The 26,006-nt window shown below is 60.1% G+C and carries 25 protein-coding genes; 11 read left to right on the forward strand and 14 right to left on the reverse strand.

The genetic code is table 11. The features are described from left to right. Positions 1 to 232 precede the first annotated feature (232 nt). Complete coding sequence (locus tag ACYZT6_RS19265) at positions 233 to 1,564, forward strand: IS4 family transposase (protein WP_462027613.1); 1,332 nt, start codon at positions 233 to 235, stop codon at positions 1,562 to 1,564. Positions 1,565 to 1,616: 52 nt separating this feature from the next. Here the strand turns inward: ACYZT6_RS19265 and ACYZT6_RS19270 are convergent, their stop codons facing one another. Next, complete coding sequence (locus ACYZT6_RS19270) at positions 1,617 to 2,378, reverse strand: SDR family oxidoreductase (protein ID WP_461991780.1); 762 nt, start codon at positions 2,376 to 2,378, stop codon at positions 1,617 to 1,619. Positions 2,379 to 2,614: 236 nt separating this feature from the next. On the opposite strand from ACYZT6_RS19270, the gene ACYZT6_RS19275 reads away from it, so the two are divergent. Next, entirely contained in the window at positions 2,615 to 3,619 is a 1,005-nt protein-coding gene (locus ACYZT6_RS19275; protein WP_462028236.1) for an NADP-dependent oxidoreductase, read from the forward strand. Positions 3,620 to 3,706: 87 nt separating this feature from the next. Here ACYZT6_RS19275 and pyrF read toward each other — a convergent pair whose 3' ends face one another. Further along, positions 3,707 to 4,405, reverse strand: coding sequence for an orotidine-5'-phosphate decarboxylase (gene pyrF, locus ACYZT6_RS19280; RefSeq protein WP_027924005.1), 699 nt, complete (start codon positions 4,403 to 4,405; stop codon positions 3,707 to 3,709). A gap of 293 nt (positions 4,406 to 4,698) precedes the next feature. Here pyrF and ACYZT6_RS19285 point away from each other — a divergent pair, with 293 nt between their 5' ends. The 3 genes from ACYZT6_RS19285 (at position 4,699) to xopAW (ending at position 7,593) form a co-directional block, all read left to right on the forward strand. Further along, entirely contained in the window at positions 4,699 to 5,457 is a 759-nt protein-coding gene (locus ACYZT6_RS19285; protein ID WP_077749216.1) for a response regulator, read from the forward strand. Further along, positions 5,457 to 6,506 carry a sensor histidine kinase gene (locus ACYZT6_RS19290; RefSeq protein WP_462028237.1) on the forward strand — a complete coding sequence of 350 codons (1,050 nt, stop codon included), beginning with the start codon at positions 5,457 to 5,459 and terminating at the stop codon, positions 6,504 to 6,506. Before ACYZT6_RS19285 ends, ACYZT6_RS19290 begins: the two co-directional genes overlap by 1 nt. 238 nt (positions 6,507 to 6,744) lie before the next feature. Then, complete coding sequence (xopAW, locus tag ACYZT6_RS19295) at positions 6,745 to 7,593, forward strand: XopAW family type III secretion system calcium-binding effector (RefSeq protein ID WP_462028238.1); 849 nt, start codon at positions 6,745 to 6,747, stop codon at positions 7,591 to 7,593. 126 nt (positions 7,594 to 7,719) lie between these two features. On the opposite strand, the gene ACYZT6_RS19300 is transcribed toward xopAW, so the two are convergent. The 10 genes from ACYZT6_RS19300 to ACYZT6_RS19345 all read right to left on the reverse strand — a co-directional run bounded on the left by ACYZT6_RS19300 (position 7,720) and on the right by ACYZT6_RS19345 (position 16,673). Then, complete coding sequence (locus ACYZT6_RS19300) at positions 7,720 to 8,775, reverse strand: AI-2E family transporter (protein ID WP_461975868.1); 1,056 nt, start codon at positions 8,773 to 8,775, stop codon at positions 7,720 to 7,722. A gap of 68 nt (positions 8,776 to 8,843) precedes the next feature. Continuing rightward, positions 8,844 to 9,650 carry a DUF4892 domain-containing protein gene (locus ACYZT6_RS19305; protein ID WP_462028239.1) on the reverse strand — a complete coding sequence of 269 codons (807 nt, stop codon included), beginning with the start codon at positions 9,648 to 9,650 and terminating at the stop codon, positions 8,844 to 8,846. A gap of 8 nt (positions 9,651 to 9,658) precedes the next feature. After that, complete coding sequence (locus tag ACYZT6_RS19310) at positions 9,659 to 10,318, reverse strand: glutathione S-transferase family protein (protein WP_462028240.1); 660 nt, start codon at positions 10,316 to 10,318, stop codon at positions 9,659 to 9,661. Between the two features lie 50 nt (positions 10,319 to 10,368). Then, positions 10,369 to 11,223: an alpha/beta hydrolase gene (locus ACYZT6_RS19315; protein WP_462028241.1), complete on the reverse strand. Its 855-nt coding sequence runs from the start codon at positions 11,221 to 11,223 to the stop codon at positions 10,369 to 10,371. Beyond that, positions 11,220 to 12,026 carry an alpha/beta fold hydrolase gene (locus tag ACYZT6_RS19320; protein WP_462028242.1) on the reverse strand — a complete coding sequence of 269 codons (807 nt, stop codon included), beginning with the start codon at positions 12,024 to 12,026 and terminating at the stop codon, positions 11,220 to 11,222. The genes ACYZT6_RS19315 and ACYZT6_RS19320 overlap by 4 nt, the downstream gene beginning before the upstream one ends. A gap of 352 nt (positions 12,027 to 12,378) precedes the next feature. Next, positions 12,379 to 12,822 (reverse strand): hotdog fold thioesterase, encoded by a 444-nt coding sequence (locus ACYZT6_RS19325; RefSeq protein WP_462028243.1) that lies wholly within the window; start codon positions 12,820 to 12,822, stop codon positions 12,379 to 12,381. Positions 12,823 to 12,854: 32 nt separating this feature from the next. Beyond that, the gene (locus ACYZT6_RS19330) at positions 12,855 to 14,522 is read right to left on the reverse strand and encodes an AMP-binding protein (protein WP_462028244.1); all 1,668 of its coding nucleotides are present in this window, start codon (positions 14,520 to 14,522) and stop codon (positions 12,855 to 12,857) included. Positions 14,523 to 14,827: 305 nt separating this feature from the next. Beyond that, positions 14,828 to 15,280: a phosphohistidine phosphatase SixA gene (gene sixA, locus ACYZT6_RS19335; RefSeq protein ID WP_462028245.1), complete on the reverse strand. Its 453-nt coding sequence runs from the start codon at positions 15,278 to 15,280 to the stop codon at positions 14,828 to 14,830. Next, positions 15,277 to 15,624 carry a DUF4389 domain-containing protein gene (locus ACYZT6_RS19340; protein ID WP_010457073.1) on the reverse strand — a complete coding sequence of 116 codons (348 nt, stop codon included), beginning with the start codon at positions 15,622 to 15,624 and terminating at the stop codon, positions 15,277 to 15,279. Before ACYZT6_RS19340 ends, sixA begins: the two co-directional genes overlap by 4 nt. Before the next feature lie 23 nt (positions 15,625 to 15,647). Beyond that, positions 15,648 to 16,673: an NAD(P)H-dependent glycerol-3-phosphate dehydrogenase gene (locus ACYZT6_RS19345; protein WP_462028246.1), complete on the reverse strand. Its 1,026-nt coding sequence runs from the start codon at positions 16,671 to 16,673 to the stop codon at positions 15,648 to 15,650. Positions 16,674 to 16,869: 196 nt separating this feature from the next. On the opposite strand from ACYZT6_RS19345, the gene ACYZT6_RS19350 reads away from it, so the two are divergent. The 6 genes from ACYZT6_RS19350 (at position 16,870) to ACYZT6_RS19375 (ending at position 24,452) form a co-directional block, all read left to right on the forward strand. Then, a complete protein-coding gene (locus tag ACYZT6_RS19350) occupies positions 16,870 to 18,993 on the forward strand; it encodes a TonB-dependent receptor plug domain-containing protein (RefSeq protein WP_462028247.1) in 2,124 nt (707 codons plus the stop codon). Further along, a complete protein-coding gene (locus ACYZT6_RS19355; protein WP_462028248.1) occupies positions 18,994 to 19,926 on the forward strand; it encodes an ABC transporter substrate-binding protein in 933 nt (310 codons plus the stop codon). Further along, positions 19,923 to 21,824: an ATP-binding protein gene (locus tag ACYZT6_RS19360; RefSeq protein ID WP_462028249.1), complete on the forward strand. Its 1,902-nt coding sequence runs from the start codon at positions 19,923 to 19,925 to the stop codon at positions 21,822 to 21,824. The genes ACYZT6_RS19355 and ACYZT6_RS19360 overlap by 4 nt, the downstream gene beginning before the upstream one ends. A 248-nt stretch (positions 21,825 to 22,072) precedes the next feature. After that, positions 22,073 to 22,588, forward strand: coding sequence for a 3-hydroxyacyl-[acyl-carrier-protein] dehydratase FabA (gene fabA, locus ACYZT6_RS19365; protein ID WP_140667384.1), 516 nt, complete (start codon positions 22,073 to 22,075; stop codon positions 22,586 to 22,588). A gap of 11 nt (positions 22,589 to 22,599) precedes the next feature. After that, positions 22,600 to 23,820: a beta-ketoacyl-ACP synthase I gene (gene fabB, locus ACYZT6_RS19370; RefSeq protein WP_462028250.1), complete on the forward strand. Its 1,221-nt coding sequence runs from the start codon at positions 22,600 to 22,602 to the stop codon at positions 23,818 to 23,820. Between the two features lie 443 nt (positions 23,821 to 24,263). After that, positions 24,264 to 24,452, forward strand: coding sequence for a hypothetical protein (locus ACYZT6_RS19375; protein WP_010457086.1), 189 nt, complete (start codon positions 24,264 to 24,266; stop codon positions 24,450 to 24,452). Positions 24,453 to 24,522: 70 nt separating this feature from the next. Here ACYZT6_RS19375 and ACYZT6_RS19380 read toward each other — a convergent pair whose 3' ends face one another. Next, positions 24,523 to 25,065 carry a DUF2058 domain-containing protein gene (locus ACYZT6_RS19380; protein ID WP_461975894.1) on the reverse strand — a complete coding sequence of 181 codons (543 nt, stop codon included), beginning with the start codon at positions 25,063 to 25,065 and terminating at the stop codon, positions 24,523 to 24,525. 28 nt (positions 25,066 to 25,093) lie between these two features. Continuing rightward, complete coding sequence (mazG, locus tag ACYZT6_RS19385) at positions 25,094 to 25,927, reverse strand: nucleoside triphosphate pyrophosphohydrolase (protein ID WP_462028251.1); 834 nt, start codon at positions 25,925 to 25,927, stop codon at positions 25,094 to 25,096. Between the last annotated feature and the right edge of the window lie 79 nt (positions 25,928 to 26,006).

Raw genomic sequence — 26,006 nt, forward strand, 5'->3', positions numbered from 1 at the left:
AAGCAAACTCCTGTCCATTTGCGGGGAGCAGTTAATCACAGGTGCGCTTGATCGGATGTGCGACAACGCCGCCAAAACCCTCGGTTCTAACCATTTGAAACACACTTGTCCGTCTCTTTCACGGCACCATGAAAAAGCCCGCACGTATGCGTAATGCTGTTCACTTAAGTATTTGAGTCCAAGCCGGGCTTATCCGAAAATCCGATGCCAGACCTCTGGCATCGGATTTTTTATGTCTGTTCAACAAGATCTGCTCGACCTCGGCGACCTTTTCAACTTCTGCGACCTGAGCACCTTCACCCAAAACATTCCCATCGAGTGGGTAGCGTCTGCGCTGGATCTTTCCAGTCAGGCGACCATTCGCCGACGTCGCCTGCCCGCTGACCAAGTGCTCTGGTTGGTACTCGGCATGGCCTTGTTTCGTGACGAGCCGGTTCATGAGGTGGCCAGACGATTGAACATCTGCGCTCAAGGCCTGGCCACCGACCACTTGTTGGCCCGCAGTGGTGTGACCGAGGCGCGCAAGCGACTCGGTGCCGATCCTGTTGAGTGGTTATTCCGCAAGACCGGGACCCAATGGGGCGCGGAGCGCTATGACGATGATACCTGGCATGATCTGCAGGTATTCGCGGTGGACGGTGCACTTTTGCGTACTCCGGATACGCCCGAGCTTCGAGATCACTTCGGGTCGGGAAACACTCCAAGCGACCGCCAGACGCCGTTTCCGATGCTGCGCTTGGTGGCCCTGATGAATGTGCGTTCGCACGTGATCATGGATGCTCAATTGAGCCCTTATCGACGCAGTGAAATGCGCTTGGCCGACGAATTTTTGCAGCAGATACCCGACCACTCGGTGACGCTGTTCGACAAAGGTTTTTGGGGTGCCGAGCTGCTGTCGAGCCTGAGCGGAGCAGGCATCAACCGTCATTGGTTGATCCCGGCAAAAAAGGGACTGGTCTGCGAGGAAGTGGCCCGTTACAGCCAGCACGACAGGTTAGTGCGTATGAAAGTCTCACCGCAGGCCAGAAAGCGAAACCCGGTTCTTCCAACGCACTGGGAAGTACGCGAAGTCAGTTATGAAATCAAAGGCAAGGTGAAGACCGTCATGACGTCGTTGCCGGCCAAGACCTACAACACTCAAGCCGTTGCCAAACTTTACCAAGAGCGTTGGGAAATCGAATTGGGCTTCAGGGACATCAAGAGTTCGATGCAACAGAACGCAATGACCTTGCGCAGCAAAAAAGTCGAGCTGATCTATCAGGAAGTGTGGGGGCTATTGCTGGCTTATAACGTGATTCGTCGAGAGGCCAGTCAGGCGGCGGTGGCGTTTGGCCGACCACCCTCGGACATCCGTTTCAAACCCGTTTGTCAGTACATCGCCGTGCAACTGATCGTGATGGCGGCGGCTAATCCGATTTCAGCCACAGGAAGACGCTTGGCTGAGTTGAGAGCAGGGATAGGAGGATTGTTTCTGGATCACCGCCCAAGGCCTTCGAGACCAAGGACGGTGAAAATTTCGAAAACCCGATTTCCAGTGGACCGTAAGGCTGCTCCGCTTAAGTGAACAGCATTACGCACGTATGCGGGCTTTTTCCTACATGGCAAACCTTGATTGTTCAGAACGCCGTGACACCGCCGTCCACTGCCAGCGAGTGACCGGTAGTAAACGCCGCGCCATCGCTGCACAGATACAGCACCGCACTGGCGATTTCCTCGACCTTGCCGATGCGGCCGACCGGGTGCATGGCGTTGGCGAACTCGCCCTTCTTCGGGTCCGCTTCATAGGCACGACGGAACATGTCGGTGTCGATCACCGCCGGGCATACCGCGTTCACGCGAATCTTTTTCTTGGCGTATTCGATTGCCGCCGACTTGGTCAGGCCGATCACCGCATGTTTCGACGCCGCGTAAATGCTCATCTTCGGCGCAGCACCGAGGCCCGCCACCGAAGCGGTGTTGACGATCGCGCCACCGCCCTGGGCCAGCAGCAATGGCAGCTGGTACTTCATGCACAGCCAGACGCCTTTGACGTTGACGCCCATGATCGCGTCGAACTCATCGATTGTGCCTTCAGCCAGTTTGCCTTTCTCGATCTCGATGCCGGCGTTGTTGAAGGCGTAGTCCAGACGACCGTAGGTATTCACCACCTCGTCCATCAGATTTTTTACATCGCTTTCCAGCGTAACGTTGCAGCGCACGAAGGTCGCTTCGCCACCCGCTGTACGAATCAGTGCCACCGTGCCTTCGCCCCCGGCCGTGTCCATGTCGGCCACCACCACTTTCAACCCTTCAGCGGCGAATGCCTGGGCGGTCGCGCGGCCAATACCGTTGGCAGCGCCGGTCACAACAGCGACCTGGCCGGAAAACGTCATGCTCATTGTTATGTCCTCGAAGAGAAGAATGCGGGGGATCGCGTGTTCGCAGTCTAGCCACAGGGGCGCGTGGCACGGCAGCACTATCAGAAGCCCGGTTGGGCGACCATGAGTGGCAGTGATAGAACTGCGGGACCGACTATCACTGCACTGGATCGATGTGCATTCGCCGCATCAGCCAAACTTGCGGCATCGGTCATGAAGGTCTATCAACAAAGCTTCATTCATCTTGAGTGCCAGTCATGACTACCCAGACCAATCGCCAGTTCCTGCTCGCCAAACGTCCGGTGGGCGCGGCGACCCGCGAGACCTTTACCTATCAAGAAGTGCCAGTCGGCGAACCGGCTGCGGGTCAGATCCTGGTCAAAAACGAATACCTGTCCCTGGACCCGGCCATGCGTGGCTGGATGAACGAGGGTAAGTCCTACATTCCGCCGGTCGGTATCGGCGAAGTCATGCGCGCATTGGGTGTAGGCAAAGTCGTTGCCTCGAACAATCCTGGGTTTGCGGTCGGGGACTACGTCAACGGTGCCTTGGGCGTGCAGGATTATTTCCTCGGCGAGCCACGAGGTTTCTACAAGGTCGATCCGACACTGGCACCGCTGCCGCGTTACCTGTCCGCGCTGGGCATGACCGGGATGACGGCGTACTTCGCGCTGCTCGATGTCGGCGCCCCCAAGGAAGGTGACACCGTGGTGCTGTCCGGCGCTGCCGGTGCAGTGGGTAGCATTGCCGGGCAGATCGCCAAGATCAAAGGCTGCCGCGTGATCGGTATCGCGGGCGGCGCGGACAAGTGCAAGTTCCTGATCGACGAACTGGGTTTCGACGGCGTCATCGACTACAAGAACGAAGACGTGCATGCGGGCCTGAAGCGTGAATGCCCGAAAGGTGTGGACGTGTATTTCGATAACGTCGGCGGCGATATTCTCGACGCGGTGCTGGGTCGCCTGGCCATGAAGGCGCGAGTGGTGATTTGTGGCGCGATCAGCCAGTACAACAACAAGGAAGCGGTCAAAGGCCCGGCCAACTATTTGTCGTTGCTGGTCAACCGCGCACGAATGGAAGGCTTTGTGGTGATGGACTACGCCGCGCAGTTCGCCGCCGCCGGACAGGAAATGGCCGGGTGGATGGCCAAGGGGCAACTCAAGAGCAAGGAAGACATTGTTGAAGGGCTGGAGACATTCCCGGAGACGCTGATGAAGTTATTCAGCGGCGAGAATTTCGGGAAGTTGGTGTTGAAGGTATAAAAGCTTCGCGGGCAGCCTCGCTCCTACAGGTCCGGTGGGCCCTTGTAGGAGCGAGGCTTGCCCGCGAATGGTTTGAGCAGTCGCTGCTTAAGCCAGCTCTGCCACGACTGCTGCCAACGCCTTCGCCGGATCCGCCGCCTGGCTGATCGGACGACCAATCACCAGATAATCAGAGCCGGCATCCAGCGCCTGACGCGGGGTCAGGATACGGCGCTGATCGTCCTGTGCACTGCCCGCCGGGCGAATCCCCGGGGTCACCAGTTGCAGCGACGGGTGCGCCGATTTCAGGGCCTGGGCTTCCAGGGCCGAGCACACCAGACCGTCCATCCCGGCTTTTTCCGCCAGTGCAGCCAGACGCAGCACCTGCTCCTGTGGCTCGATGTCCAGGCCGATACCCGCCAGATCTTCACGCTCCATGCTGGTCAGCACGGTCACGCCGATCAACAGCGGTTTAGGGCCGGTACGCTGATCGAGCACTTCACGGCAGGCGGCCATCATGCGCAGACCGCCGGAGCAATGGACGTTGACCATCCATACGCCCATTTCCGCCGCGGCTTTTACCGCCATGGCCGTGGTGTTCGGGATGTCGTGGAACTTGAGGTCCAGGAACACTTCGAAGCCCTTGTCACGCAGGGTGCCGACGATTTCCGAGGCGCAGCTGGTAAACAGTTCCTTACCTACTTTGACCCGGCACAGCTTCGGGTCCAACTGGTCGGCCAGCTTCAGTGCGGCGTCACGGGTGGGAAAATCCAGGGCGACGATGATAGGAGTCTGGCAGACGGACATGAGCGGGCTCTCAGGCAGGACGAAATCGGCGCGCATTGTAGCGGAACCAGCGCCACTGCGGGACCCGATGATCGGTAAATCGTCCCGAAGACTCAAGCAAGACTAGCCCCTGCGCCGATTGTGTCGAGCTCGATACACACACGACACGCCCACAACACCCTTCCTCGCTACCCTCGGCAGCCGCAACACGTCCTTACAGCACTTCCAGCCTGCGGGCCGGACGCCTATGCTGGAACCACAACCTCGCAGCCCATCTTTGTGGTTGGCAGCCTACCTGGCAGATGAACGCACGCATGCACAGCACCCCAGCACCTCTGAACGACGATCAAAAAGCGCCCGCAGACGACAAACGCTGGAGCATTCGCGCCCTGATCGTCGACGATGACGTCCCGATCCGCGAGCTGATGATCGACTACCTGGCCCGGTTCAACATTCACGCCAGTGGCGTCACCGACGGCGCCGCCATGCGCCTGGCCCTGCAAGCGGAACATTTCGACGTGGTGGTGCTCGACCTGATGCTGCCGGGTGAAGACGGTTTGTCGCTGTGCCGCTGGCTGCGTGCCGAATCAGACATCCCGATCCTGATGCTCACCGCGCGCTGCGAGCCCACCGACCGCATCATTGGCCTGGAACTCGGCGCCGATGACTACATGGCCAAGCCCTTCGAACCGCGAGAATTGGTCGCGCGGATTCAGACCATTCTGCGTCGGGTGCGCGACGACCGCACCGAACAACGTGCGAATATTCGCTTCGACAACTGGCGCCTGAACAGCGTGCTGCGCCAATTGATCGCCGCCGATGGCCTGGTGGTGCCGCTGTCCAACGCCGAATTCCGCCTGCTCTGGGTGTTCATCGAACGTCCGCGTCGGGTGCTCAGCCGTGAACAACTGCTGGACGCCGCCCGCGGTCGTTCGATTGAAGCGTTTGATCGCAGCATCGACCTGCTGGTCTCGCGCCTGCGCCAGAAGCTCGGCGATGACCCGAAGGCCCCGCAGTTGATCAAGACCGTTCGCGGTGAGGGTTATCTGTTCGACGCGAGAGACATCGGCTGATGCGGGCGCGCTTCGATACGCTGTTCGGCCGCCTGTTTGGCGTGCTGCTGCTGGCGATCATCCTCGCGCACCTGTTGGCGTTTGCCTGGTTTCACCATTACGGCCCACCGCCGTTTCCACCGCCGCCAGCGTTTTCCGAAGGCCTGAACGGACAGCGCCCGCCGATGGACCCGCGCTTCGAAAACCGGCCACCGCGACCGTGGTTTGGCGGCCCCTTGGTACCGCTGACATTCCAGTTTGTCTCGCTGATCATTGCCGCGTGGTACGGCGCCAAACTGTTGAGCCGGCCGATCCAGCGGTTAAGCGACGCCGCCGAACGCTTGAGCGAAAACCTCGACAGCGCACCGCTGGATGAGTCCGGCCCACGGGAAGCACGGCAAGCGGCCTCCACCTTCAATTTGATGCAGAAACGAATTATCGAACAGGTACAGCAGCGCTCGCGGATGCTCGGCGCGGTGTCCCACGACTTGCGCACGCCGCTCTCTCGTCTCAAGTTACGGCTGGAACAGATCGAGGACGACAGGCTGCAGGGCCAGATGCGCCAGGACCTGGATGACATGATCAGCATGCTCGACGCCACCCTCACGTATTTGCACGAACAGCGCACCAGCGAAGCCGGGCAATGGATGGACGTGCAGGCGCTGGTGGAATCCTTGAGCGAAAACGCCCAGGACCAGGGTGCCGACGTCCAGGCCTGCGGTCACTGCGCGCCGCTGCAAGTGCAGCCGATGGCCTTGCGCTCGTGCATCAACAACCTGCTGGACAACGCCCTGCGCTATGCCGGGCACGCGCGGATAACGCTCGAAGACAATCGCGAGCAACTGGTAATTCGCGTCATCGACCACGGCCCGGGGATTGCGGCAGACAAACGTGAAGCGGTGTTCGAGCCGTTCTTTCGGCTGGAAGGTTCGCGCAATCGCAACTCAGGGGGTGTCGGCCTCGGCATGACCATCGCTCGCGAGGCAGCGGAACGGCTGGGTGGGCAGTTGAGCCTGGAAGAAACGCCAGGCGGCGGTCTCACCGCCGTCATCCGCCTGCCTCGCACCTAACCCACACACCAATCCCCTGTGGGAGCGAGCCTGCTCGCGATAGCGGTCGATCATTCAACATGTTGTTGACTGGCCGATCGCTATCGCGAGCAGGCTCGCTCCCACAGGGTTCGCGTCCATTTTGAAACCTGCGCGTGTGTATCCGTCGGTACAAATCCTACACACCCACGACACCTTGCCCCCCGACGCTGCATAAGCCGGTGCACCCGCCGGTTTTCCATTCCAGGGAGTGAGTCCAATGATTGGTAGCGTCAGCAATTACACGAGCTATACCAGCACCAGCAGCACCACAACCAACAGCGCCCGCAGCCAACAATTCCAGAAAGAACTGTTCGCCAAACTCGACAGCAACAGCGACGGTGCGGTGGATCAGGACGAGCTAAAGAGCGCCCTGTCGCAGAAAACCGACGACGGTCTTCTGGTCAGCCTGAGCAAGAACTTTGGCGACCTGGACAGCGACGACAGCGGCAGCCTGAGCAGCGAGGAGATGGCAGCGATGGCTCCACCGCCACCACCGCATGATCAGCCACCGAGCACTGAACTGGCCGATGCGCTCATTAGCGCCCTGGACGCTGACGGTGACGGCGCCATCAGCAGCGACGAATTGAGCAACGGTTTGAGCAATGCCGGCAGCAGTGCCGACAGCACAGAAATCTTCTCGGCCCTGGACAAGAACGAAGACGGCACCGTCAGCAAGGACGAACTCGCCGCCAGCCTCACCCCGCCGCCACCGCCGCCACAGCAGGTGTCCAGCGAAGAACTGTTCAGCCAGCTTGATACGGACAGCGATGGCAGCGTGACCGCCAGCGAACTGAGCAGCGCGTTGCAAGCCAGCAACAGCACCTCATCGACCAGCACCGACACCAGCGCCGCGTTGCTCAAGGTGTTGGACAGTGACAGCAGCGGTGGAGTCAGCAGCGATGAACTGAAAGTAGCATTGCAAGCGGGTCGCGAGAAATCCAGCGACAGCTCCACCACGCAGTTCAACGTCAATGAAGCGCTGAACAAAATGATCGCCAACCTGAGCAAGCAGTATTCGCTGGATAATGTGGCGACGGTAGGCAAATACCTAAACGTAGCGACTTAAGTCAAAAGCATCGCGAGCAGGCTCGCTCCCACATTGGACCGAGGTGAAACACAGAATGTGTGAACACCACCGAACCCTGTGGGAGCGATCCTGCTCGCGATGAGGCCATCAGCCCCAACAGAAAACTTAAGGCCGGCGATCATCTACCCGCGCATGACTCTTGCTCCAGTCAGTCAACAGGCTGTACGCAACCGCCAGCAACGTAGGCCCGATAAACAACCCGATAAACCCAAACGCAATCAACCCGCCAAACACGCCCAATAACACGATCACCAACGGCAAATTCCCGCCCCGGCTGATCAGGTACGGCTTAAGCACGTTGTCGACGCCGCTGATGATGAACGTGCCCCAGCACCCGAGGAACACCGCCATCCCGTACTCACCCTTCCAGGCCAGCCACGCCGTGGCCGGAATCCACACCAACGGTGGCCCCATCGGAATCAAACTGAGCATGAAGGTCACGATGCCAAGCACCAGCGCACCAGGCACTCCGGCAATCAAGAACCCGATCAACGCCAGAACCGCCTGCGCCGCCGCCGTGCCGATCACCCCGTTCACCACCCGTTGTACGGTGCCCGCCACCAACTCAATGTAATAGCCGGCACGATCACCGATCAGGCGCTCCAGCAAGCCATGGACAAACGCCGCCAGCCGCGGCCCATCGCGATAAAAGAAGAATACGAAGACGATGCTCAATGTCAGCTCGAGAATGCCGCCGCCAATCTGCGCACTGCGTGCCAGCAGCCAGTTGCCGACCTGGCCCAGATAAGGTTTGATCGCCACCATCATCGCCGCGCCCTGCTGATCGATGCTGTTCCAGATCACGACCAACCGCTCACCCACCAAGGGAACACCACCCAGCCAGGTCGGCGCTTCCGGCAAACCGTCCATCTGCACATCCTTGATGAACGCCGTGGCATCACGCACATGGTCCGCCAGGTTAAACCCGAGCCACACCAGTGGCACCGCCACCAGCAACATCCAGCCCAGTGTCAGTACCAGCGCGGCCAGGGATTCGCGGCCGTTGAGCCAACGGGTCAGCAACCGCATCAACGGCCAACTGGCAAACGCCAGCACTGCGCCCCAGAACAGCGCCGACCAGAACGGCGCCATCACCCAGAAGCTCGCGCCAAACAGCACCAGGAGCAGGATCTGCACCAACAGCCGATCGTTATTGGGCATGTAAAGTCTCGAAAGAATCAGTCAGAAAAGAATAGGCGAACGCACCGGGCGCGTCCGCCTGATAAAGCTTATCGCAACAGTTCGATGTGCAGACCGGAGCCTTCGACGTTGCCGGCTTCCATCCGTGCCGCACGCACGCCCTGCCCGATCAGCGCCTCACGCCAGGCTTCGGCCTTGGCTCCGGAAACACTGACCCGCAACGTGGTGTCGAGGTTCAAGCCGCGAGAAATCAAGCGCAGCCAGGTGTCGTCGGGATCAGCGCTCAGCGTCGGAAAATCGAGTTCACCGGTGCTTTTGAGCTCTCGCAGCAGCGTCGCCGAAGTCGGTAGCAAATCACCGAGCGGCGCAGCAGCGTCGAACTGCTCGACGTGCAGATAGGCTTTGCGATTGCCGCGAGTGATGCTGTAAAGCGCCACCAGCGTATTGTCCTGCGGCGCCGCGAGACGCAACAACAAGTACGCCTGTTGATCGTCGGCACCGTACAACTTGGCGTTGCCGAAGACATCATTGGCCCAGAGGCTGCTTTCACCGCAATCACGCGCCTGACACCAGAACAGCAATCCGGCGCCCTGCTTCTGCAAGGCTTCACGGGCGGCGGTGAAGGCGTCGGTTGAAGAATGCTCCGGCGGCAACTCGTAGGTCACCGACGTCGCCATCCCCCGGGCGCTGACCTGACCATCGAAGCGCAACTGGCCACTGATTTTACGGATCGAACCCAGCGGATAAATCCGCTCAAGCTCAACGCCGGGGCGATAGTCGACGATCTGCGCATCGGCCATACGCGGCACGATCGGCAAGTCCTGACTGCCCGGGACATCGGCGGCAAACAACAAGGGACTGAAACAACACAGCGCCAGCACACTGAATGAACGCATGGATAGACTCATCGGATCAGCATGGCCTGGGCACCCTTGACGATACTGGCATCATCGATGCGCTCAGGCACCAGCAAGCCACGTTGTACCGCCGGGCGCGCCTCCATGGTCGCCATCCAGCGCTGCAAGGCCGGCAAACCGTCAACCTCGACACCGGACCACTCATGGCCACGCACCCACGGATAGGTGGCGATGTCGGCAATGCTGTACTCGCCCCCCAGAAACTCCACGGCTTGCAGGCGCGTATCGAGCACTTCATAGAGGCGGCGGGTTTCGTGTTGATAGCGGTCGATGGCGCCCTGGAGTTTTTCCGGGAAGTAGCGGAAAAACACATTGGCCTGACCCTGCATCGGACCGATCCCCCCCATCTGGAACATCAGCCATTGCAGGACGACCGAGCGCCCCTTGGGGTCCTGCGGCAGCAGTCTGCCGCTCAGTTCAGCGAGGTAAATCAGGATGGCGCCGGATTCGAACACGGCGAAATCGCCGTTGGCGCGGTCGACAATCGCCGGAATCCGGCCATTGGGATTAATCTTGAGGAAGTCCGGGGACTTCTGTTCCTTTTTGTCGAAACTCAAGGCGTGCACCGTGTAGGGCAGGCCGAGTTCCTCGAGCACGATAGAGACCTTGTGGCCATTCGGAGTCGCAGCGGTGTAGAGATCTATCATGGTTGTCTCCCATTTCAACCCGCCCAGCCTCGACAGTTGCCCGGCGCAAGTCAAGGAACGGCGAAAAACCGATTGAAACAGTCTGCGACAAGGTCGGCGCCGGGTTCGTCATTCAGGTGCAAATGATGGCCGCCTGGCAGCTGTTCACGGCTAAAGGGTAGACGCTCCAGCAATTCGGGATGCTTGGCGAGCATGCCGTCAGCTGCAACCACCAACAACGCAGGACAATTGACTCGCTGGACGAAGGCCATCGCCTGCTCGGTTGTAAGACGCAGCGGCGACGGCAGCGTGAGGCGGTTGTCGGTGCGCCAGGTGTAACCGCCCGGCACCGGCATCAAACCACGTTGGGCCAACAACTCCGCGGCTTCGCGACTGACCGCCACCAGGCCTTTCATTCGTGCCTCGATGGCGCGGTCCAGGGTGCTGTAGACCGGTTTGCGTTTTTCCTGCAAATCCAGCTGCGCTTGCAGGGCCATGCCCATGCGTTCGGCGGCATTTTCGCCTTTGTCTGTAGGAGGAATGATGCCGTCGATCAACGCCAGGTGCGTGACGCGTTCAGGCATCGACCCGGCGATGATCAACGAAGCGATCGCACCCATGGAGTGCCCCATCAGGGCAAAACGCTTCAAGCCCAGCTGTTCGGCGACTTGCAGCACGTCGTGGGCGTAGTCCCACATCGCGTAACCGGCTCCGGTCGGGCGATGCCCGGAGTGACCGTGACCGGCCATGTCCAGGGCGATGATGCGCAGGCCTTTGAGCTTCGGCGCCAATCGGGCGAAGCTGTTGGCGTTATCCAGCCAGCCGTGCAAGGCGATCACCGGCATGCCGTCTTCAGGGCCGAACAGGTGCGCTGCCAGCTCGATGTGCGGCAGGCTCAGGCGAACTTCTTCGACGACGTTACTCATGCGCAATCCTGCTGGCGACGACCTTCCCAGCGGCTGAACAGGTTTTTCAGCAGCATGGCAGTGTCTTGCGGACGTTCGAGGGGAAACATGTGGCCACCGGGCATGGTCAGTGATTCACCCAGCGGCATGCGCCCCACGGAGCTTGCGTGATGACGCATCACCACCCGGCTCTTGTGCCCGCGAACCACCGCCAGCGGCACTTTCAACTGCCGTGCCTGGCCCGGACTGGTGTGCGGGACGCCACGGTAGATGCTGATTTCCGTGGCCGGGTCGAAACGCAGGCGCAGCTTGTCGCCGACTTTTTGCAAACCGTGTTGCAGGTAAGCGTCGAAGCACTCCGGATCAAAGCTGCGGAACAGGGTTTTGCCAGCGAAATAACGTCGCGCCGCTTCCAGATCGGCGAACTCTTCCCGACGCCCCAGCGTGCGGCCGGCCGGAGTCAGGCGGTCGATGAAACCGAAGCGCTTGGCGGCGCGGATCACCCATTGATCGGCACGGGTCAAGACCGGCGAGTCGAGCATCACCACGCCGCGATACAGTTCAGGGCATCGCAACGCCGCGTGCAGGTGCAGCACGCCGCCGAAGGAATGGCCGACGCCCCACACCGGTTCCGGTTGCTGTTTGAGGTGATGGATCAGCTCATCCACCAGGTTGCGCCAGTTGTCGTCCGCCGGGAAACGCGGATCGTGGGCGTGCTGTTCCAGATGCGTCACCTGATATTCGGGCGCCAGCGCCGCGAACAACTTGCCGTAGGTGCCCGAAGGAAAGCCATTGGCGTGGGCGAAAAATATCTGTTGCGACATACCGGCAAATCCATGAGCGAGAACAGGGGTTGATTGTCCGCAAGACGCGAGGCTGCGGCAATGACTGTAAGTGCCAGGAATGATGACAGTCCGGTCAGGGACATGTCGCAAGGCTTAAACCCGATGAAGATCTGTGTAGCAGCTGTCGAAGCCTGCATTCGGTTCGTAGCAGCTGTCGAGCCCCGGCGAGGCTGCGTTCGGCTGCGTAGCAGTCGTAAACCCTACTACCTCGATCTTCCTGAAACACCGTGGTGAATGGATTTACGACTGCTACGCAGCCGAACGCAGCCTCGCTGGGGCTCGACAGCTGCTACAGCGCCGAACGTAAGCTTCGACAGCTGCTACAGGAGTTTCAGCGGGTCGGTGGATTCTCGCCCAACGGCACTACCGCCATGGTCAGCCGCGACACGCAACTGGCCTTGCCTTCATCACTGGTCAAACGGATATCCCAGACATGGGTCGTGCGCCCAAGGTGAATCGCCTTGGCCACTGCCGTCACCCGCCCGCTGCGTAAACCACGCAGGTGGTTGGCGTTGATTTCCAGACCCACGCAATAGAACTTGCTGGCATCGATGCACAGGTAACTGGCCATGGAGCCGACCGTCTCGGCCAGTACCACCGAGGCACCGCCGTGTAGCAGACCGTAAGGCTGGTGAGTGCGGTGGTCGATGACCATGCTCGCGGTCAGGGACTCTTCATCAAAGGCTTCGAAGCGAATATCCAGGACTTCGCCGATGGTGTTTTTCTGGATTGCGTTCAACTGCTCGACGTTGGGAGTAGTACGCCACAGACTCATCGTTGCTTTCCTTTGTTGGTTTTATTCGTGGCTCAATCCTGCCACAGCACCGCCTCGCTGCGCTCGCTCCATTCTTCAAACCGGTCACCGTACGCCGCTTCGATCACGTTGCGCTTGATCTTCAGGGTCGGCGTCAGGAAGCCGTTTTCCACCGCCCAACTGTCCTTGACCACCACCAATCTGCGCAAGCGTTCGTGTTTGTCGAGCACGCCATTGACCTCCTCCAGCAGTTTTTCAAGGCTTGAATGCAGCCCCGCCCGCGCCGTTCCGCCGGCGTCCTGCTGACCGACCGCCGACAACACGCACAACCCCAGCGGCGCACTCAAGCCATCGCCGACCACGCACACCTGTTCGATCCGCGAATGCACCGCCAGCCGGTTTTCGATCGGTGCCGGGGCGACGTATTTGCCTTTGCTGGTCTTGAAGATTTCCTTCAGCCGCCCGGTCAGGCGCAGGTTGCCTTCGGCATCTTGCTCGCCCTTGTCACCGGTGCGCAGGAAGCCGTCCTCGGTGATGGTTTCTGCGGTTTTCCCGGGCTCCTTGAAATAACCGAGCATGGTCGCACCGCTGCGCACCATGACTTCGCCGGAGTCGGCAATCCGCACTTCAACCTCCGGGCAAGGCTTGCCGATCCAGCCGGGTTTGTTGTCGCCGGGGCGGCCGATGTGGGAATAACCGCAGCTCTCGGTCATACCGTAGACCTCCAGCACATCCAGCCCGAGTTTGCGGTACCACAGCAACAAGGTCTGCGGCACGGGCGCGGCACCGGACAACGCCACGCGCAACGCATCCAACCCCAACCCGACGAGCACTTTGTGACCTACCCGCTTACCGATGAAGGGCAGGCCGAGCAGGAAGTCGATGCGTTTTGCCGGGATCTTGCTGTACACGCCCATCTGGAATTTGGTCCAGATCCGCGGCACACCAAACAACGCGGTCGGCCGCGCGCGCTGCAAATCTGTGAGGAAGGTGTCGAGGCTTTCGGCAAAGAACACGGTTTGCCCGGTGTAGATCGATGCCAGCTCAACGAACATCCGCTCGGCGACGTGGCATAGCGGCAGATAGGACAACAGTCGGTCTGACTCGTTGAGGCCAAACAACTGGGTGCCGCGGGTGGTGGCAAAACCCAGATTGCCGAAGCTGTGCATCACGCCTTTGGGCAGCCCGGTGGTGCCGGAGGTGTAGATGATGGTCGCCAACTGATCGGCGGCGGGTTTGGGGTCGTCCTGGATCGGAGAGCTGCGTTGCAAGTCGGCCCAACTGAAATCGAAGGTGCCGGGCGGATGCAAGGGCAGGCTGATGGTCGGCAGATCGGCGCTGACCCCGCGTGACATGTTCGGCCAGTCATCGAGTTTGCCGATGAACGCCAGCGCGGCTTCGGAGTGTTCGAGCACTTGCGCCACCGACTCGGCGGTGAGGTTCGGGTACAACGGCACCGAAACGTGCCCGGCCATCCAGATCGCCAGGTCGGCGATGATCCAGTGCGCGCAGTTTTTCGAGATCAGGGCGATGTGGCTGCCTTGGGGCAATTCGCGGGCCCGCAGCCAGTGCGCGGCGCAGCGAGCCTGATGGCCGACGTCGGCCCAGGACAGGGTCTCGACCTGCCCGCCGCCCGTAGGCTGGACCAGAAACCGCTGGCGGGGATGACGGGCTTCACGCTCGTAGAAGACGTCCAGCGGCAAACGAAAAGCAGCAGACATGCGACTCGCTCCTTTATTTTTGGTCTGGAGCAAGCGTAGTCAACCAAGCAGTTGCTTGGTTGACTATTTCATACAAAAAAATCTGCCGCGCCGCCGGTCTTGTAGGAGCGAGGCTTGCCCGCGAAGGGGCCTTCAAAGACGCCAAAAGCTTCGCGGGCAAGCCTCGCTCCTACAACGGCAAAAGCCAAAGCCAAAGCCGAAGCCAAAGCCAGAGCCAGAGCCAGAGCCAAAGCCAAAGCCAACGGCAAAAGCCAAAGCCAAAGCCAAAGCCAAAGCCAAAGCCAAAGCCAAAAAGCAGAAGCGCTTTACGGGTGTTTGATACCGTTGAGCTTCATCGCGCCAGCCAGCGGCAAGTCACCTTCGAGCTCGGCAAGGCCGGCGGTTTTTACCGCTTCCGGGGTCTGCACATGACCGTGCTGCAGGTAACCCAGCAAATTGCCTACCAACGGGTTATGACTGACCAGCAGCGCATAATCCACCGACACCAATTGCTCCGCAACCACTTGCGGGCTGTAACCGGGAGTCAGCCATTCGACGGTGCGAATGTCCGGTTGAAAGCCCAGCGCTTCACGCACCAGCTGCGCGGTCTGCTGCGCTCGCAAAAACGGGCTGGCGTAGATGGCTGTAATTGGCTGACCGATCAGTTCGGCGGCGCTACGCAGCACCTCTTCACAACCGTGTGGCGTCAGTGCCCGTTCCGAGTCTGGACGCGAGCCATAAGACTCGGCTTCACCATGACGCAATACCCAGAGTTTCATAGTTTCGGCTCCTCATCTCGGGCCGGATGTGGCGCTGGCGGCACGGCGTGCGGCGCTTCGCCTTCCGGTGTACGCGGCGTCGGCCAGTCGGCGAACGGCCAGGGTTTCTGGTCGCTGTGGAAGGTGCCGAAACGACCGATCTGCGCCAGGAACTGGCTCAGGCTGTCGCCGAAGTTCATCAGGCTGGCGCTCGGGGCGCCATAAATCAAACGATAGATCAGTTGCACCAGCACTACCGCGCCGAGGATGAACTGCGCCACTTGCCAGACCAGCAAGAAGACAATCATCCATAACACCCGCAGCAGAATGGACTCGTACGTGGCCTCTGTTTTCGGATCGTTCATGTGCATCTCCCTGGAAAGCGTGATCAGTTGAAACCGCTGGTGGAAATGAAGTCGACATCGGTTTTGGGTTCGCCGCGCATCAACAGTTCAATCACTTGATTCAAAGTGCGCCCTTCGAACAGGATCGCGTGCAGCCCGGCGACCAGCGGCATATAGACGCCGACTTCCTGAGCCTTGGCCTTGAGCACCTTCAGCGTGTTCACGCCTTCGGCGACTTCACCCAGACGGGTCACCGCATCTTCCAGGCTCAACCCCTGGCCGAGGGCAAACCCGACCTGGTAGTTGCGGCTTTTCGGCGACGAGCACGTGACGATCAAGTCGCCCACGCCCGCCAGCCCCAGGAACGTCATCGGGTTGGCGCCCTGATTCACCGCGAAGCGAGTCATTTCCGCCAACGCGCGGGTGATCAGCATGCTCTTGGTGTTTTCGCCCATGCCCAGCGCCACGGCCATGCCGGCGATAATCGCGTACACATTTTTCAGCGCCCCGCCCAACTCCACGCCAAAACGGTCGGCGCTGGCGTACACGCGAAAGGTGCGACCGTGCAGCGCTTCCTGAACCCTTTGGCAGAGTTCTTCGTCTTCGCTGGCAACCACCGTGGCGGTCAGTGCGTGCTCGGCGATTTCACGGGCCAGGTTCGGCCCGGACAGCACGCCGATGCGCGCTTGCGGGGCGATTTCTTCGAGGATCTCGCTCATCAGCTTGAAGGTGTGGGCTTCGATGCCCTTGGTCAGGCTCACCAGCAGTTTGCCGTTCAAACGTTCGGCGTGCGGGACCAGTACCGAGCGCAAAGCGCTGGACGGCAGCGCGACAAAGCACAGGTCGCAAGCTTCCAGGGTCGCTTGCAAGTCGGTCACCGGTTCTACCGCCGGAAGAATCTTGATGCCTTTGAGGTAACGCGGGTTCTCGCGATTGACCCGAATGGACTCGGCCTGTTCGGGGTCACGCATCCACTGCCGGACCTGATGCCCGTTCTCGGCCAACAGATTAGCCACGGCGGTACCAAAACTTCCGCCTCCCAGGACCGCAATTGGGCGCTGTTCAGTCATATGCAATCCGTTAATCCATACCAGTGGCGATGTCGGCATTATACGGAGCGTCCCAGTGGCGGCCAGCCCCCGTGTCAATTACCCACACTTGTAGGAAGAAGACCAATAAATCCTAGGAAAATGCCGGCATCGTGAATGGAAAAGTCGATCAGCTCGGTTAACATGCGCGCCAACTGATCGCTATCAAGGATGTTTCGTGTCGTTTGGCTCTCCTTCACCCCGCTCGCCGCTGGTTCTGGCACTGATTTTCAGCTCGCCATTGCTGGCCGACGATTTGTTCCTCGACAACGAACCGCTGCCGCAAGTGCTCACGGCCACCCGCCTGAAGCAATCGCCGGCCGCAGTCCCGGGAAGTATGACGGTGATCGACAACGAGCTGATCAACGCCAGCGGCGCGCGGGACATCAGCGAATTGCTGCGGCTGGTGCCGGGCATGATGGTCGGCAGTATCAGCGGCAACCAGGCCGCGGTGAACTACCACGGCACCAACGCCACTGAAGCACGGCGCATGCAGGTGCTGATCGACGGCCGTTCGGTGTACCGCGCCGGCCTGGCCACGGTGGACTGGAGTGATATTCCGGTGGCCATGGAAGACATCGAGCGCATCGAGGTTTTCCGTGGCCCGAACACTGTCAGCTACGGCGCCAATGCGCTGATGGCGGTGGTCAACATCATCACCCGCAACCCGGCCGACAGCCCCGGCACGCGGATGAAAGTCACCCGTGGCCAGCGCGGCATCAACGATTTTTATGCCAGCCAGGGTGTGGGTTGGGACGGCGGTGACCTGCGCCTGTCGTTGTCCGGCCAAGAAGATGACGGCTTCGACACCAACCGCAACGGTGGCGATTATCGCGACAGCCGCCGCTTGAACCGCTTCAACCTGGCCGTCAGCCAGACGCTGAGTGAAAACCAGAGCATCGACTGGCAGTTGAACGCCAAGGACGGAACCAACCAGCGGCCCTATACCTACCGCCCGGTGTTCTCCGGGATTACCGCTGCCGGTAATAATTCCGACGTCATTGCCAAGGACTACGCCGGTTCGTTGCGCTGGAACCTCGACATCAATCCTGATCACAGCCTTTATATCCAGGGCTCGGCCCAGCACTGGGATCGTCAGCAGACCTGGCGCGCCTGTGATGCCGAGGTTTCGTTCAGCCCGGAACTGACCGAACTCTGGCAGCTCAACCCGAACTACACCGAACGTCTGGCGCGCAACATGGAACGTTTCACCGGTCCGGGCGCACCGGCCGGCACGGCGGCGGAACGTGCGCTGGGCAATCAAGTGCTGGCGCAATGGCGCAACGGCGCCCGGCAAACCCTCTGTGGCGACATCGACCAGAGCGCCCGGGAGTCACGCTACGACGTGGAAGTGCAAGACACCCTCAGCCTGTCCGACAGTCTGCGACTGGTCAGCGGCATGAACTATCGTTACGACCGGGCAGATTCCGAGACCTACTTCAATGGCACGCTCGACGACACCACCTGGCGGACATTCGGCCAACTCGAGTGGCGCGCCACCGAACACTGGCTGCTGCAGGGCGGAGCCATGTTCGAAGACACGCAATTGACCGGCAGCTCGCTGACCCCGCGGGTGGCGGTCAATTACCTGATCAACCCGCGTCACGGCCTGCGCGCGGTGTACTCGGAAGCCATCCGTTCACCGGACATGTTCGAGAACAACGTCAACTGGAGTTACCAGGTGACCAACCTGCGACCCAGTGCCTACGGCCAGACCAGCGCCCGGTATTTCGTCAAGACTCGCGGCCCCGGCGACCTCGAACAGGAACGCATGCGCTCGCGCGAGCTGGGCTACAACGGCTACTTTGCAGAGCTCGGACTGACAGTCGATGTGAAGCTGTTCTACGACGAAATCAGCGGCATGATCAGCGAACCGCTACGCAACAATCAGTACATCGCCAGCAATGCCAACAACTCGCGCTTCAAGGGCACGGAAACCCAGCTGGACTGGCGCATTAGCAGCGCCGATCGCCTGCGTCTGACGTACGCCTACGTCGACGCCGAGGCGAGCAATCCGCAGGATGAGCTGTTCACTGCGCGCAACAGCGGTTCCGCCGGTTGGCTGCGCAATTGGGGCCACGGCTGGAACAGCGCCCTCTTCTACTATGGTGACGACGCCCTCAACGGCTACCGCTTCGAACGCGTCGACACGCGCATCGCCAAACGCATCGGCCTGGGCAGGGCCAGCCTGGAACTGGCCGGTGTGCTCCAGCAACGCCTCGACAATCAACCCACCACCTTCGTCGATAACAACTACGACGAGCGTCGGGTGCTCTACTTCAGCGCGGAGCTGACGTTTTAAATGCTGCATCGCCTGTCGCGGAAGTCGCCAACCCTTGGCCGCCTGCTGGCAGGGGTGTGCCTGGTGTTCAGCAGTCTGCTCTGCAGCTTGCCGACACAGGCCGCCGACATTCTGCTGACCGGCGCCGAAGACAGTCCCGGCGTGCAATCCTTTGTGCAGGCGCTGAGCGGCATGCGCCCTGCCGACAGCGTGCGCTTCCAGGCACTGGACAGCTTGCCGAGGCCGGGCAATCTACCCGCCGATACCCGTTTGATCCTGCTCGATCTGCCGAGCCTCGACTGGCGCCTGCAAGAGACACAAGGTCCGCCGACGCTGGTGCTGCGCATCAGTCGCTTGCAAGCCCACCAACGGTTCGGCGCTGACTTTCCATCGCACCTCAGCCTGCTCTGGAGCGATCCGCCGCTGGATCGGCAATTGCGCCTGACCCGGCTCATCCTGCCCGAGGCCCGACGCATCGGCGTGCTGTACGACAGTCACAGCGAATTCCTGCTCAAGGAATTACGTCTGTCGGCGCAAGCGTTGGGCCTGGAAGTGATCGCCGGGCGATGGGACAACACCAACGACAGCCGCCCCTTACAGGATTTGCTAAGGAACTGCGACGTGCTGCTGGGACTCGACGATTCCGATTTGTACAACCCGAAAACCGCAAAAAACCTGCTATTGAGCAGCTACTCGCGGCAACTTGCGCTAGTCGGCCCGAACGCCGCGTTCGTCAAGGCCGGTAGCCTGGCCAGCACCTACAGCGATCAGAACGATTGGCTGGAAGTGCTCGACGAATTGCTCGATCGGCCGTCGACAGGCTGGCCGCGCGCGTTGTATCCGCAACACTTCAAAGTGTTAAGTAACCCGCAGGTGGCTCGTTCATTGGGTATTGAACAGGTGACTGAAGCGTTTGTCGCAGCACAGTTGGCCGAAGGAGAACGCCGCCCATGACCTTCCGTCGCGGTTGGGACATCAATACCCGCACGCAGATCATCAGCCTCGGCCCTGCCCTGTTGCTGACCTTGCTGCTGATCAGTTTCTTCACCTTCGTGCGGATCCAGGACTTGCGTCAGGAGCTCAACCACACCGGTCAGCTGATTGCCAACCAACTGGCGCCCGCCACGGAATACGGGGTGATTTCGGGCAACAACGAGGTGCTCGAAAGTCTGCTCAAAGCTACGCTGGCCACGCCCAACGTGCGCTTCCTGGAAGTCCAGGACAGCGCCAACCGGATTCTGGTGTACGTCGAGCAACCGTCGGAAACCCACACCCGCTCGCACCAGGTCGAAGTGTTCCAGGCGCCGGTGCGGCTGCAACGGATCGCCCTGAACAATGATTTTTTCCAGGGCAGCAAGGTCGCCAACACGGCTCCGCCCGAGGATTATCTGGGCCGGGTGATCGTCGGTTTGTCCAATGACGCCTTCAGCCAGCGCCAGCAGGAAATCCTGTTCAAGGCCGGGATTCTCGCCTTGTTCGCCTTGCTGTTTACGTTTCTGGTGGCCCGGCGCCTGGCCGGCAGCCTGTCGCAGCCGATCCGCGACATCGGGAACGCCGTGAAGGCGATCCAGGAAGGCGACTACAAGACGCCGCTGCCGATCGTCGATGACACTGAATTGGGTGCGTTGTCGCAACACATCAACAACCTCGCACAGGGCCTTGAGCAGGCCAGTCGTGAGCAGCATCAGGCCATGGCGCAATTGATCCAGACCCGCGAAGAGGCGGAAAAGGCCAACAACGCCAAGTCCGATTTCCTGGCGATGATGAGCCACGAACTGCGCACGCCGATGAATGGCGTGCTGGGCATGCTGCAACTGCTGGAAACCACCGACATGACCGAGGAGCAGATCGAGTATGCGGCGCTGGCTTCGGAGTCCACCGAACACCTGCTCAAAGTCATCAACGACATTCTCGACTTCTCTCGCATCGAGCGTTCGGAACTGGAGCTTGAACACATTCCGTTCAACCTCGCGGACCTGATCAGCAGCTGCGCCCAGTCGTTCCAGCACAGCGCGGTACAACGCGGGCTCGATCTGGCCCTGGCGATTCCCGAGGACATGCGCGCGTTGCAGGTTCAGGGCGACCCGACGCGGATCCGGCAGATTCTGGTCAACCTGGTCGGCAATGCGCTGAAGTTCACCGAACAAGGCCGCGTCAGCATCGAACCGCAGTGGCAGTCACTGGATCACGAATTGCTGTGGTTCACCTGCACCGTGCGCGATAGCGGGATTGGCATCTCGGCCGAAAGCCTGGAATTGATGTTCAATGCGTTCCAGCAGGCCGACAGTTCTATTTCAAGGCGTTACGGCGGCACCGGACTGGGGTTGCCGATTGCGCGCACGCTGGCCGAACGGATGGGCGGCACCTTGCGCGCGCAGAGCGAAGAAGGCCTGGGCTCGGTGTTCACCCTCGAAATTCCGCTGGCGCTCTATAAGCAGTCGCTGCCGGAATTGAAGCCACGAACACACGCCGGCAACGGCGATGGCGAAGGGCGCAATGTGCTGCTGGTGGAGGATAATCCGGTCAACCAGACGGTCATCGAAGCAATGTTGCGCAGCCTGGGCTTTACTGTCAGCGTTGCGACCGATGGCGCGCAGGCGGTGCGAAGTGCCGAGAGCCTGATTTTCGAAGCGATTCTGATGGATTGTCGACTGCCGATCATCGACGGCTACGAAGCGACCCGCCAGATTCGCCAACTGCCCGGCTGCGCAGACTTGCCGATCATTGCCCTGACCGCCAATGCCTTGCAGGGCGACCGTGAAGCGTGTTTATCGGCTGGAATGAACGATTACCTGGCCAAGCCCTTCAAACGTACTGATCTGCAGCAGATTCTGCAGCGCTGGGTGCAGTAGTGCAGGCCTTTCGACCATCTGCGACTGGCGTGAAAGGCGAAAGTGCGGCAGTCTTAGGCACCCGAACAGGCCCGAAAAGGGGCTTGAATAATAATTTCAGTGCACAAGTGTACATTCATGTCCTTGGTGCTGTGACTTTCACCACAACGCAATAGTCTATGAGTAGGCTGCTGACTTGAAGCATGAACGCTTCGGTCGGCCGGGAAGATTTGCCCCACCCTGCCGCATGGGATTATTGAGGAGCTCGCATGACCCAACAAAACGCCTTTACTCGGGAAGACCTGCTGCGCTGCAGTCGCGGTGAGCTGTTCGGCCCAGGTAACGCACAACTGCCCGCCCCGAACATGCTGATGGTGGATCGCATCACCCATATCAGTGCCGAGGGTGGCAAGTACGGCAAAGGTGAATTGGTCGCCGAGCTGGATATCACTCCGGACCTGTGGTTCTTCGCCTGCCACTTCGAAGGTGATCCGGTGATGCCAGGCTGCCTGGGCCTCGACGCCATGTGGCAGCTGGTCGGATTCTTCCTCGGCTGGCAAGGCCTGCCGGGCCGCGGCCGTGCGCTGGGTTCGGGCGAAGTGAAATTCTTCGGCCAGGTCCTGCCGACCGCCAAGAAAGTGACCTATAACATTCAGATCAAGCGCGTGCTGAAGGGCAAGCTGAACCTGGCCATCGCTGATGGTTCGGTCAGCGTCGACGGCCGCGAGATCTACACCGCCGAAGGCCTTCGGGTCGGCGTTTTCACCTCCACTGAAAACTTCTAAGGGTTATCCGCATGCGCCGCGTCGTTATCACTGGTCTGGGCATCGTATCGTGCCTGGGCAATGACAAAGAGACCGTCTCCGCTAACCTGCGTGCAAGCCGCCCTGGCATCCGGTTCAACCCGGAATATGCCGAAATGGGTCTGCGTAGCCAGGTTTCCGGCTCCATCGACCTTCCTCTCGAAGAGCTGATCGATCGCAAGATCTATCGCTTCGTCGGCCACGCGGCGGCGTACGCCTACCTGGCCATGAAAGACGCCATCACCGACTCCGGTCTGACTGATGAGCAAGTCTCCAACCCGCGTACCGGCCTGATCGCCGGTTCCGGTGGCGCCTCCACGCTGAACCAGATGGAAGCGCTGGACATCCTGCGCGAGAAAGGCGTGAAGCGCGTCGGCCCATACCGTGTAACGCGGACCATGAGCAGCACCGTTTCCGCTTGCCTGGCCACGCCGTTCAAGATCAAGGGCCTGAACTACTCCATCGCTTCTGCCTGCGCCACCAGTGCTCACTGCATCGGTACCGCCATGGAACAGATCCAGATGGGCAAGCAGGACATCGTGTTCGCCGGCGGCGGTGAAGAAGAGCATTGGAGCCAGTCGTTCCTGTTCGACGCCATGGGCGCACTGTCCAGCCAGTACAACGAGACCCCGGAAAAAGCTTCCCGTGCCTACGACGCCAAGCGTGACGGTTTCGTCATCGCCGGCGGTGGCGGCATGGTCGTAGTCGAAGAGCTGGAACACGCTCTGGCTCGCGGCGCGAAGATCTACGCGGAAATCGTTGGCTACGGCGCGACCTCCGACGGCTACGACATGGTCGCCCCAAGCGGCGAAGGCGCCATCCGCTGCATGCAGATGGCCATGTCCACCGTTGATGCACCGATCGACTACCTGAACACCCACGGCACCTCGACCCCGGTCGGCGACGTCGCGGAAATGAAAGGTGTGCGTGAAGTGTTTGGCGACAAGGCTCCAGCCATCAGCTCCACCAAGAGCCTGTCGGGTCACTCCCTGGGCGCCGCCGGCGTTCACGAAGCGATCTACTGCATGCTGATGATGGAAGGCAACTTCATGGCGGGCTCCGCCAACATCGACGAACTGGACCCGGAAGTGGCAGACATGCCAATCCTGACCAAGACTCGCGAAGACGCCACCATCAACACCGTGATGAGCAACAGCTTCGGCTTCGGCGGCACCAACGCCACCCTGGTACTGAAGCGCTGGGCTGGTAAGTAATTACTCGCTGCTGAGCCGCACATGAAAACGCCCCGACTGGTTCGGGGCGTTTTTTTGTGCCCGAAGAAAATGACTTCACTGCCGCTCCCTGTAGCAGCTGGCGAAGCCTGCGTTCGGCGACGAAGTCGTCGTGAAATCAGCACCTCGGTATATCAGGCAAATCGCATTTGCAGGAATTACGACTGCTTCGCAGCCGAACGCAGGCTTCGCCAGCTGCTACAAGTCGTGCGTAGCCTGCAGTTTTGTTCTTCGTGAACATGAAGCTTTTGTCATAAAACTCAACGCCCTGCGACCGAATGCCGCGTGTTTGGCGGGCTGCAGGACTTTTGCGGATTTCGCAAAAATTCGTTACCGAACTCAGCCGTTTACTTAGCAAGCTACCAAAATATATAACTGAGTCCTGCACACGCCTTGCTGCAGATAACAGAGATTGGAGCTAGCAGATGACTGTAAAAGTAACTGAACGCGACGATTCACATAAATCCCATGAAGGCATAGCCGCCGGTATCCGTATCTGGGATGTACATCAACAAGACATGCTCGTGGGGATGTTTCATTCCGAAACCGACGCCCACAGCTACAAGGCCGAACTGGAAAAGCAGGAGCAGCAACGAGCGCTCCGATCCGCATAAGCAATGACCGCATTGAAAACGACAAACCCCGCCATGAGCGGGGTTCGTCGTTGTTGCAGCCTTTAAAGGCTTACCACATCAGATCGTCAGGGATCTGATAGGCCGCGTACGGATCGTCCTCGGCAGCGACTTCTTCGGTCTTCACATTCAGCTGCACAATCCGCTGCGGATCGCGCTCCTGGATCTTCAGGGCCGCCTCACGAGGGATCACTTCGTAACCGCCGGCATGGTGCACGATTGCCAGGAAGCCATTGCTCAGCTGGTTGCGCATCAGCGTGTTGACGCAGAGGCGCTTGACCTTCTTGTCGTCAACGAAGTTGTAGTAATCCTCGGTGGTCAACTTCGGCAGGCGCGAGACTTCGATCAACTGCTTGATCTGGGCCGCGCGAGCCTTGGCCTCGACTTTTTCCTGTTGCTGACGGTTCAGCTCCTGGTCGCGCTTGACCTTCTCGGCCTTCGCTTCCTGAGCTGCACGCTGCTGGGAGTCATCGAGTTCAATCTGGCCTTTGTGGACCAGGCGTTGCTGCTTCTGTTTCTCTTTGCCGACCTGTTTGGCCTGCTTTTGGTTGACCAGCCCTGCTTTGAGCAACTGGTCGCGAAGGGAAATGCTCATGGTGCTTATTTCTCACTTAGGCAACTGCTCAACCGCAGCTGGGCAAATTCTTTTCCTGGCGTTTGGCTTCACCCCACAGGGCGTCCAACTCTTCGAGGGTGCAATCTTCCATGGGACGGTGGGTGTCGCGCAATGCCTGTTCGATAAAACGGAAGCGTCTTTCGAATTTGCTGTTGGCGCCGCGCAGTGCCGTTTCCGGATCAACCTTCAAATGACGCGCCAGATTGACCACGGAAAACAGCAGATCACCGACTTCATCGGCAATCGCTGCCGAGTCATTGTCAGCCATGGCTTCGAGCACTTCATCGAGTTCTTCGCGGACCTTGTCCAGCACCGGCAAGGCGTCCGGCCAGTCGAAACCGACCTGTCCTGCGCGCTTTTGCAACTTGGCTGAACGGGACAGCGCCGGCAGTGCGGCGGGCACGTCGTCGAGCAAGGACAGTTGTTCGGGTGCGGCAGATTTCTCGGCGCGTTCTTCAGCCTTGATCTCTTCCCAACGCTGTTTGACCTGTTCTTCACTCAGACGCGGAACATCCATCGGCGCGTACAGATCGCCGGTGGGAAACACGTGCGGATGACGACGGATCAGCTTGCGGGTAATGCTGTCGATGACGCCGGCGAATTCGAAGCGCCCTTCTTCCCGGGCCAGCTGACTGTAATAAACCACCTGGAACAGCAAATCGCCCAACTCACCCTGCAAGTGATCGAAGTCACCGCGCTCGATGGCGTCGGCGACTTCGTAGGCTTCCTCAAGGGTGTGCGGGACGATGGTGGCCCAGGTTTGCTTGATATCCCACGGGCAGCCGAACTGCGGGTCGCGCAGACGGTTCATCAGGTGCAGCAAATCTTCAAGTGAATACATCAATCGTTCTCTACACATTGCACTTGTAGGAGCGAGGCTTGCCCGCGAAGGCGGTGTGTCAGGTATGACGCCTTCGCGG

The organism is Pseudomonas sp. RT6P73, assembly GCF_054897715.1.

Bases quoted from the DNA above. Each gene is read 5' to 3' on its own strand.
- ACYZT6_RS19265 (WP_462027613.1), top strand. From the start codon at position 233: ATGTCTGTTCAACAAGATCTGCTCGACCTCGGCGACCTTTTCAACTTC.
- ACYZT6_RS19270 (WP_461991780.1), bottom strand. From the start codon at position 2,378: ATGAGCATGACGTTTTCCGGCCAGGTCGCTGTTGTGACCGGCGCTGCC.
- ACYZT6_RS19275 (WP_462028236.1), top strand. From the start codon at position 2,615: ATGACTACCCAGACCAATCGCCAGTTCCTGCTCGCCAAACGTCCGGTG.
- pyrF (WP_027924005.1), bottom strand. From the start codon at position 4,405: ATGTCCGTCTGCCAGACTCCTATCATCGTCGCCCTGGATTTTCCCACC.
- ACYZT6_RS19285 (WP_077749216.1), top strand. From the start codon at position 4,699: ATGCACAGCACCCCAGCACCTCTGAACGACGATCAAAAAGCGCCCGCA.
- ACYZT6_RS19290 (WP_462028237.1), top strand. From the start codon at position 5,457: ATGCGGGCGCGCTTCGATACGCTGTTCGGCCGCCTGTTTGGCGTGCTG.
- xopAW (WP_462028238.1), top strand. From the start codon at position 6,745: ATGATTGGTAGCGTCAGCAATTACACGAGCTATACCAGCACCAGCAGC.
- ACYZT6_RS19300 (WP_461975868.1), bottom strand. From the start codon at position 8,775: ATGCCCAATAACGATCGGCTGTTGGTGCAGATCCTGCTCCTGGTGCTG.
- ACYZT6_RS19305 (WP_462028239.1), bottom strand. From the start codon at position 9,650: ATGCGTTCATTCAGTGTGCTGGCGCTGTGTTGTTTCAGTCCCTTGTTG.
- ACYZT6_RS19310 (WP_462028240.1), bottom strand. From the start codon at position 10,318: ATGATAGATCTCTACACCGCTGCGACTCCGAATGGCCACAAGGTCTCT.
- ACYZT6_RS19315 (WP_462028241.1), bottom strand. From the start codon at position 11,223: ATGAGTAACGTCGTCGAAGAAGTTCGCCTGAGCCTGCCGCACATCGAG.
- ACYZT6_RS19320 (WP_462028242.1), bottom strand. From the start codon at position 12,026: ATGTCGCAACAGATATTTTTCGCCCACGCCAATGGCTTTCCTTCGGGC.
- ACYZT6_RS19325 (WP_462028243.1), bottom strand. From the start codon at position 12,822: ATGAGTCTGTGGCGTACTACTCCCAACGTCGAGCAGTTGAACGCAATC.
- ACYZT6_RS19330 (WP_462028244.1), bottom strand. From the start codon at position 14,522: ATGTCTGCTGCTTTTCGTTTGCCGCTGGACGTCTTCTACGAGCGTGAA.
- sixA (WP_462028245.1), bottom strand. From the start codon at position 15,280: ATGAAACTCTGGGTATTGCGTCATGGTGAAGCCGAGTCTTATGGCTCG.
- ACYZT6_RS19340 (WP_010457073.1), bottom strand. From the start codon at position 15,624: ATGAACGATCCGAAAACAGAGGCCACGTACGAGTCCATTCTGCTGCGG.
- ACYZT6_RS19345 (WP_462028246.1), bottom strand. From the start codon at position 16,673: ATGACTGAACAGCGCCCAATTGCGGTCCTGGGAGGCGGAAGTTTTGGT.
- ACYZT6_RS19355 (WP_462028248.1), top strand. From the start codon at position 18,994: ATGCTGCATCGCCTGTCGCGGAAGTCGCCAACCCTTGGCCGCCTGCTG.
- ACYZT6_RS19360 (WP_462028249.1), top strand. From the start codon at position 19,923: ATGACCTTCCGTCGCGGTTGGGACATCAATACCCGCACGCAGATCATC.
- fabA (WP_140667384.1), top strand. From the start codon at position 22,073: ATGACCCAACAAAACGCCTTTACTCGGGAAGACCTGCTGCGCTGCAGT.
- fabB (WP_462028250.1), top strand. From the start codon at position 22,600: ATGCGCCGCGTCGTTATCACTGGTCTGGGCATCGTATCGTGCCTGGGC.
- ACYZT6_RS19375 (WP_010457086.1), top strand. From the start codon at position 24,264: ATGACTGTAAAAGTAACTGAACGCGACGATTCACATAAATCCCATGAA.
- ACYZT6_RS19380 (WP_461975894.1), bottom strand. From the start codon at position 25,065: ATGAGCATTTCCCTTCGCGACCAGTTGCTCAAAGCAGGGCTGGTCAAC.
- mazG (WP_462028251.1), bottom strand. From the start codon at position 25,927: ATGTATTCACTTGAAGATTTGCTGCACCTGATGAACCGTCTGCGCGAC.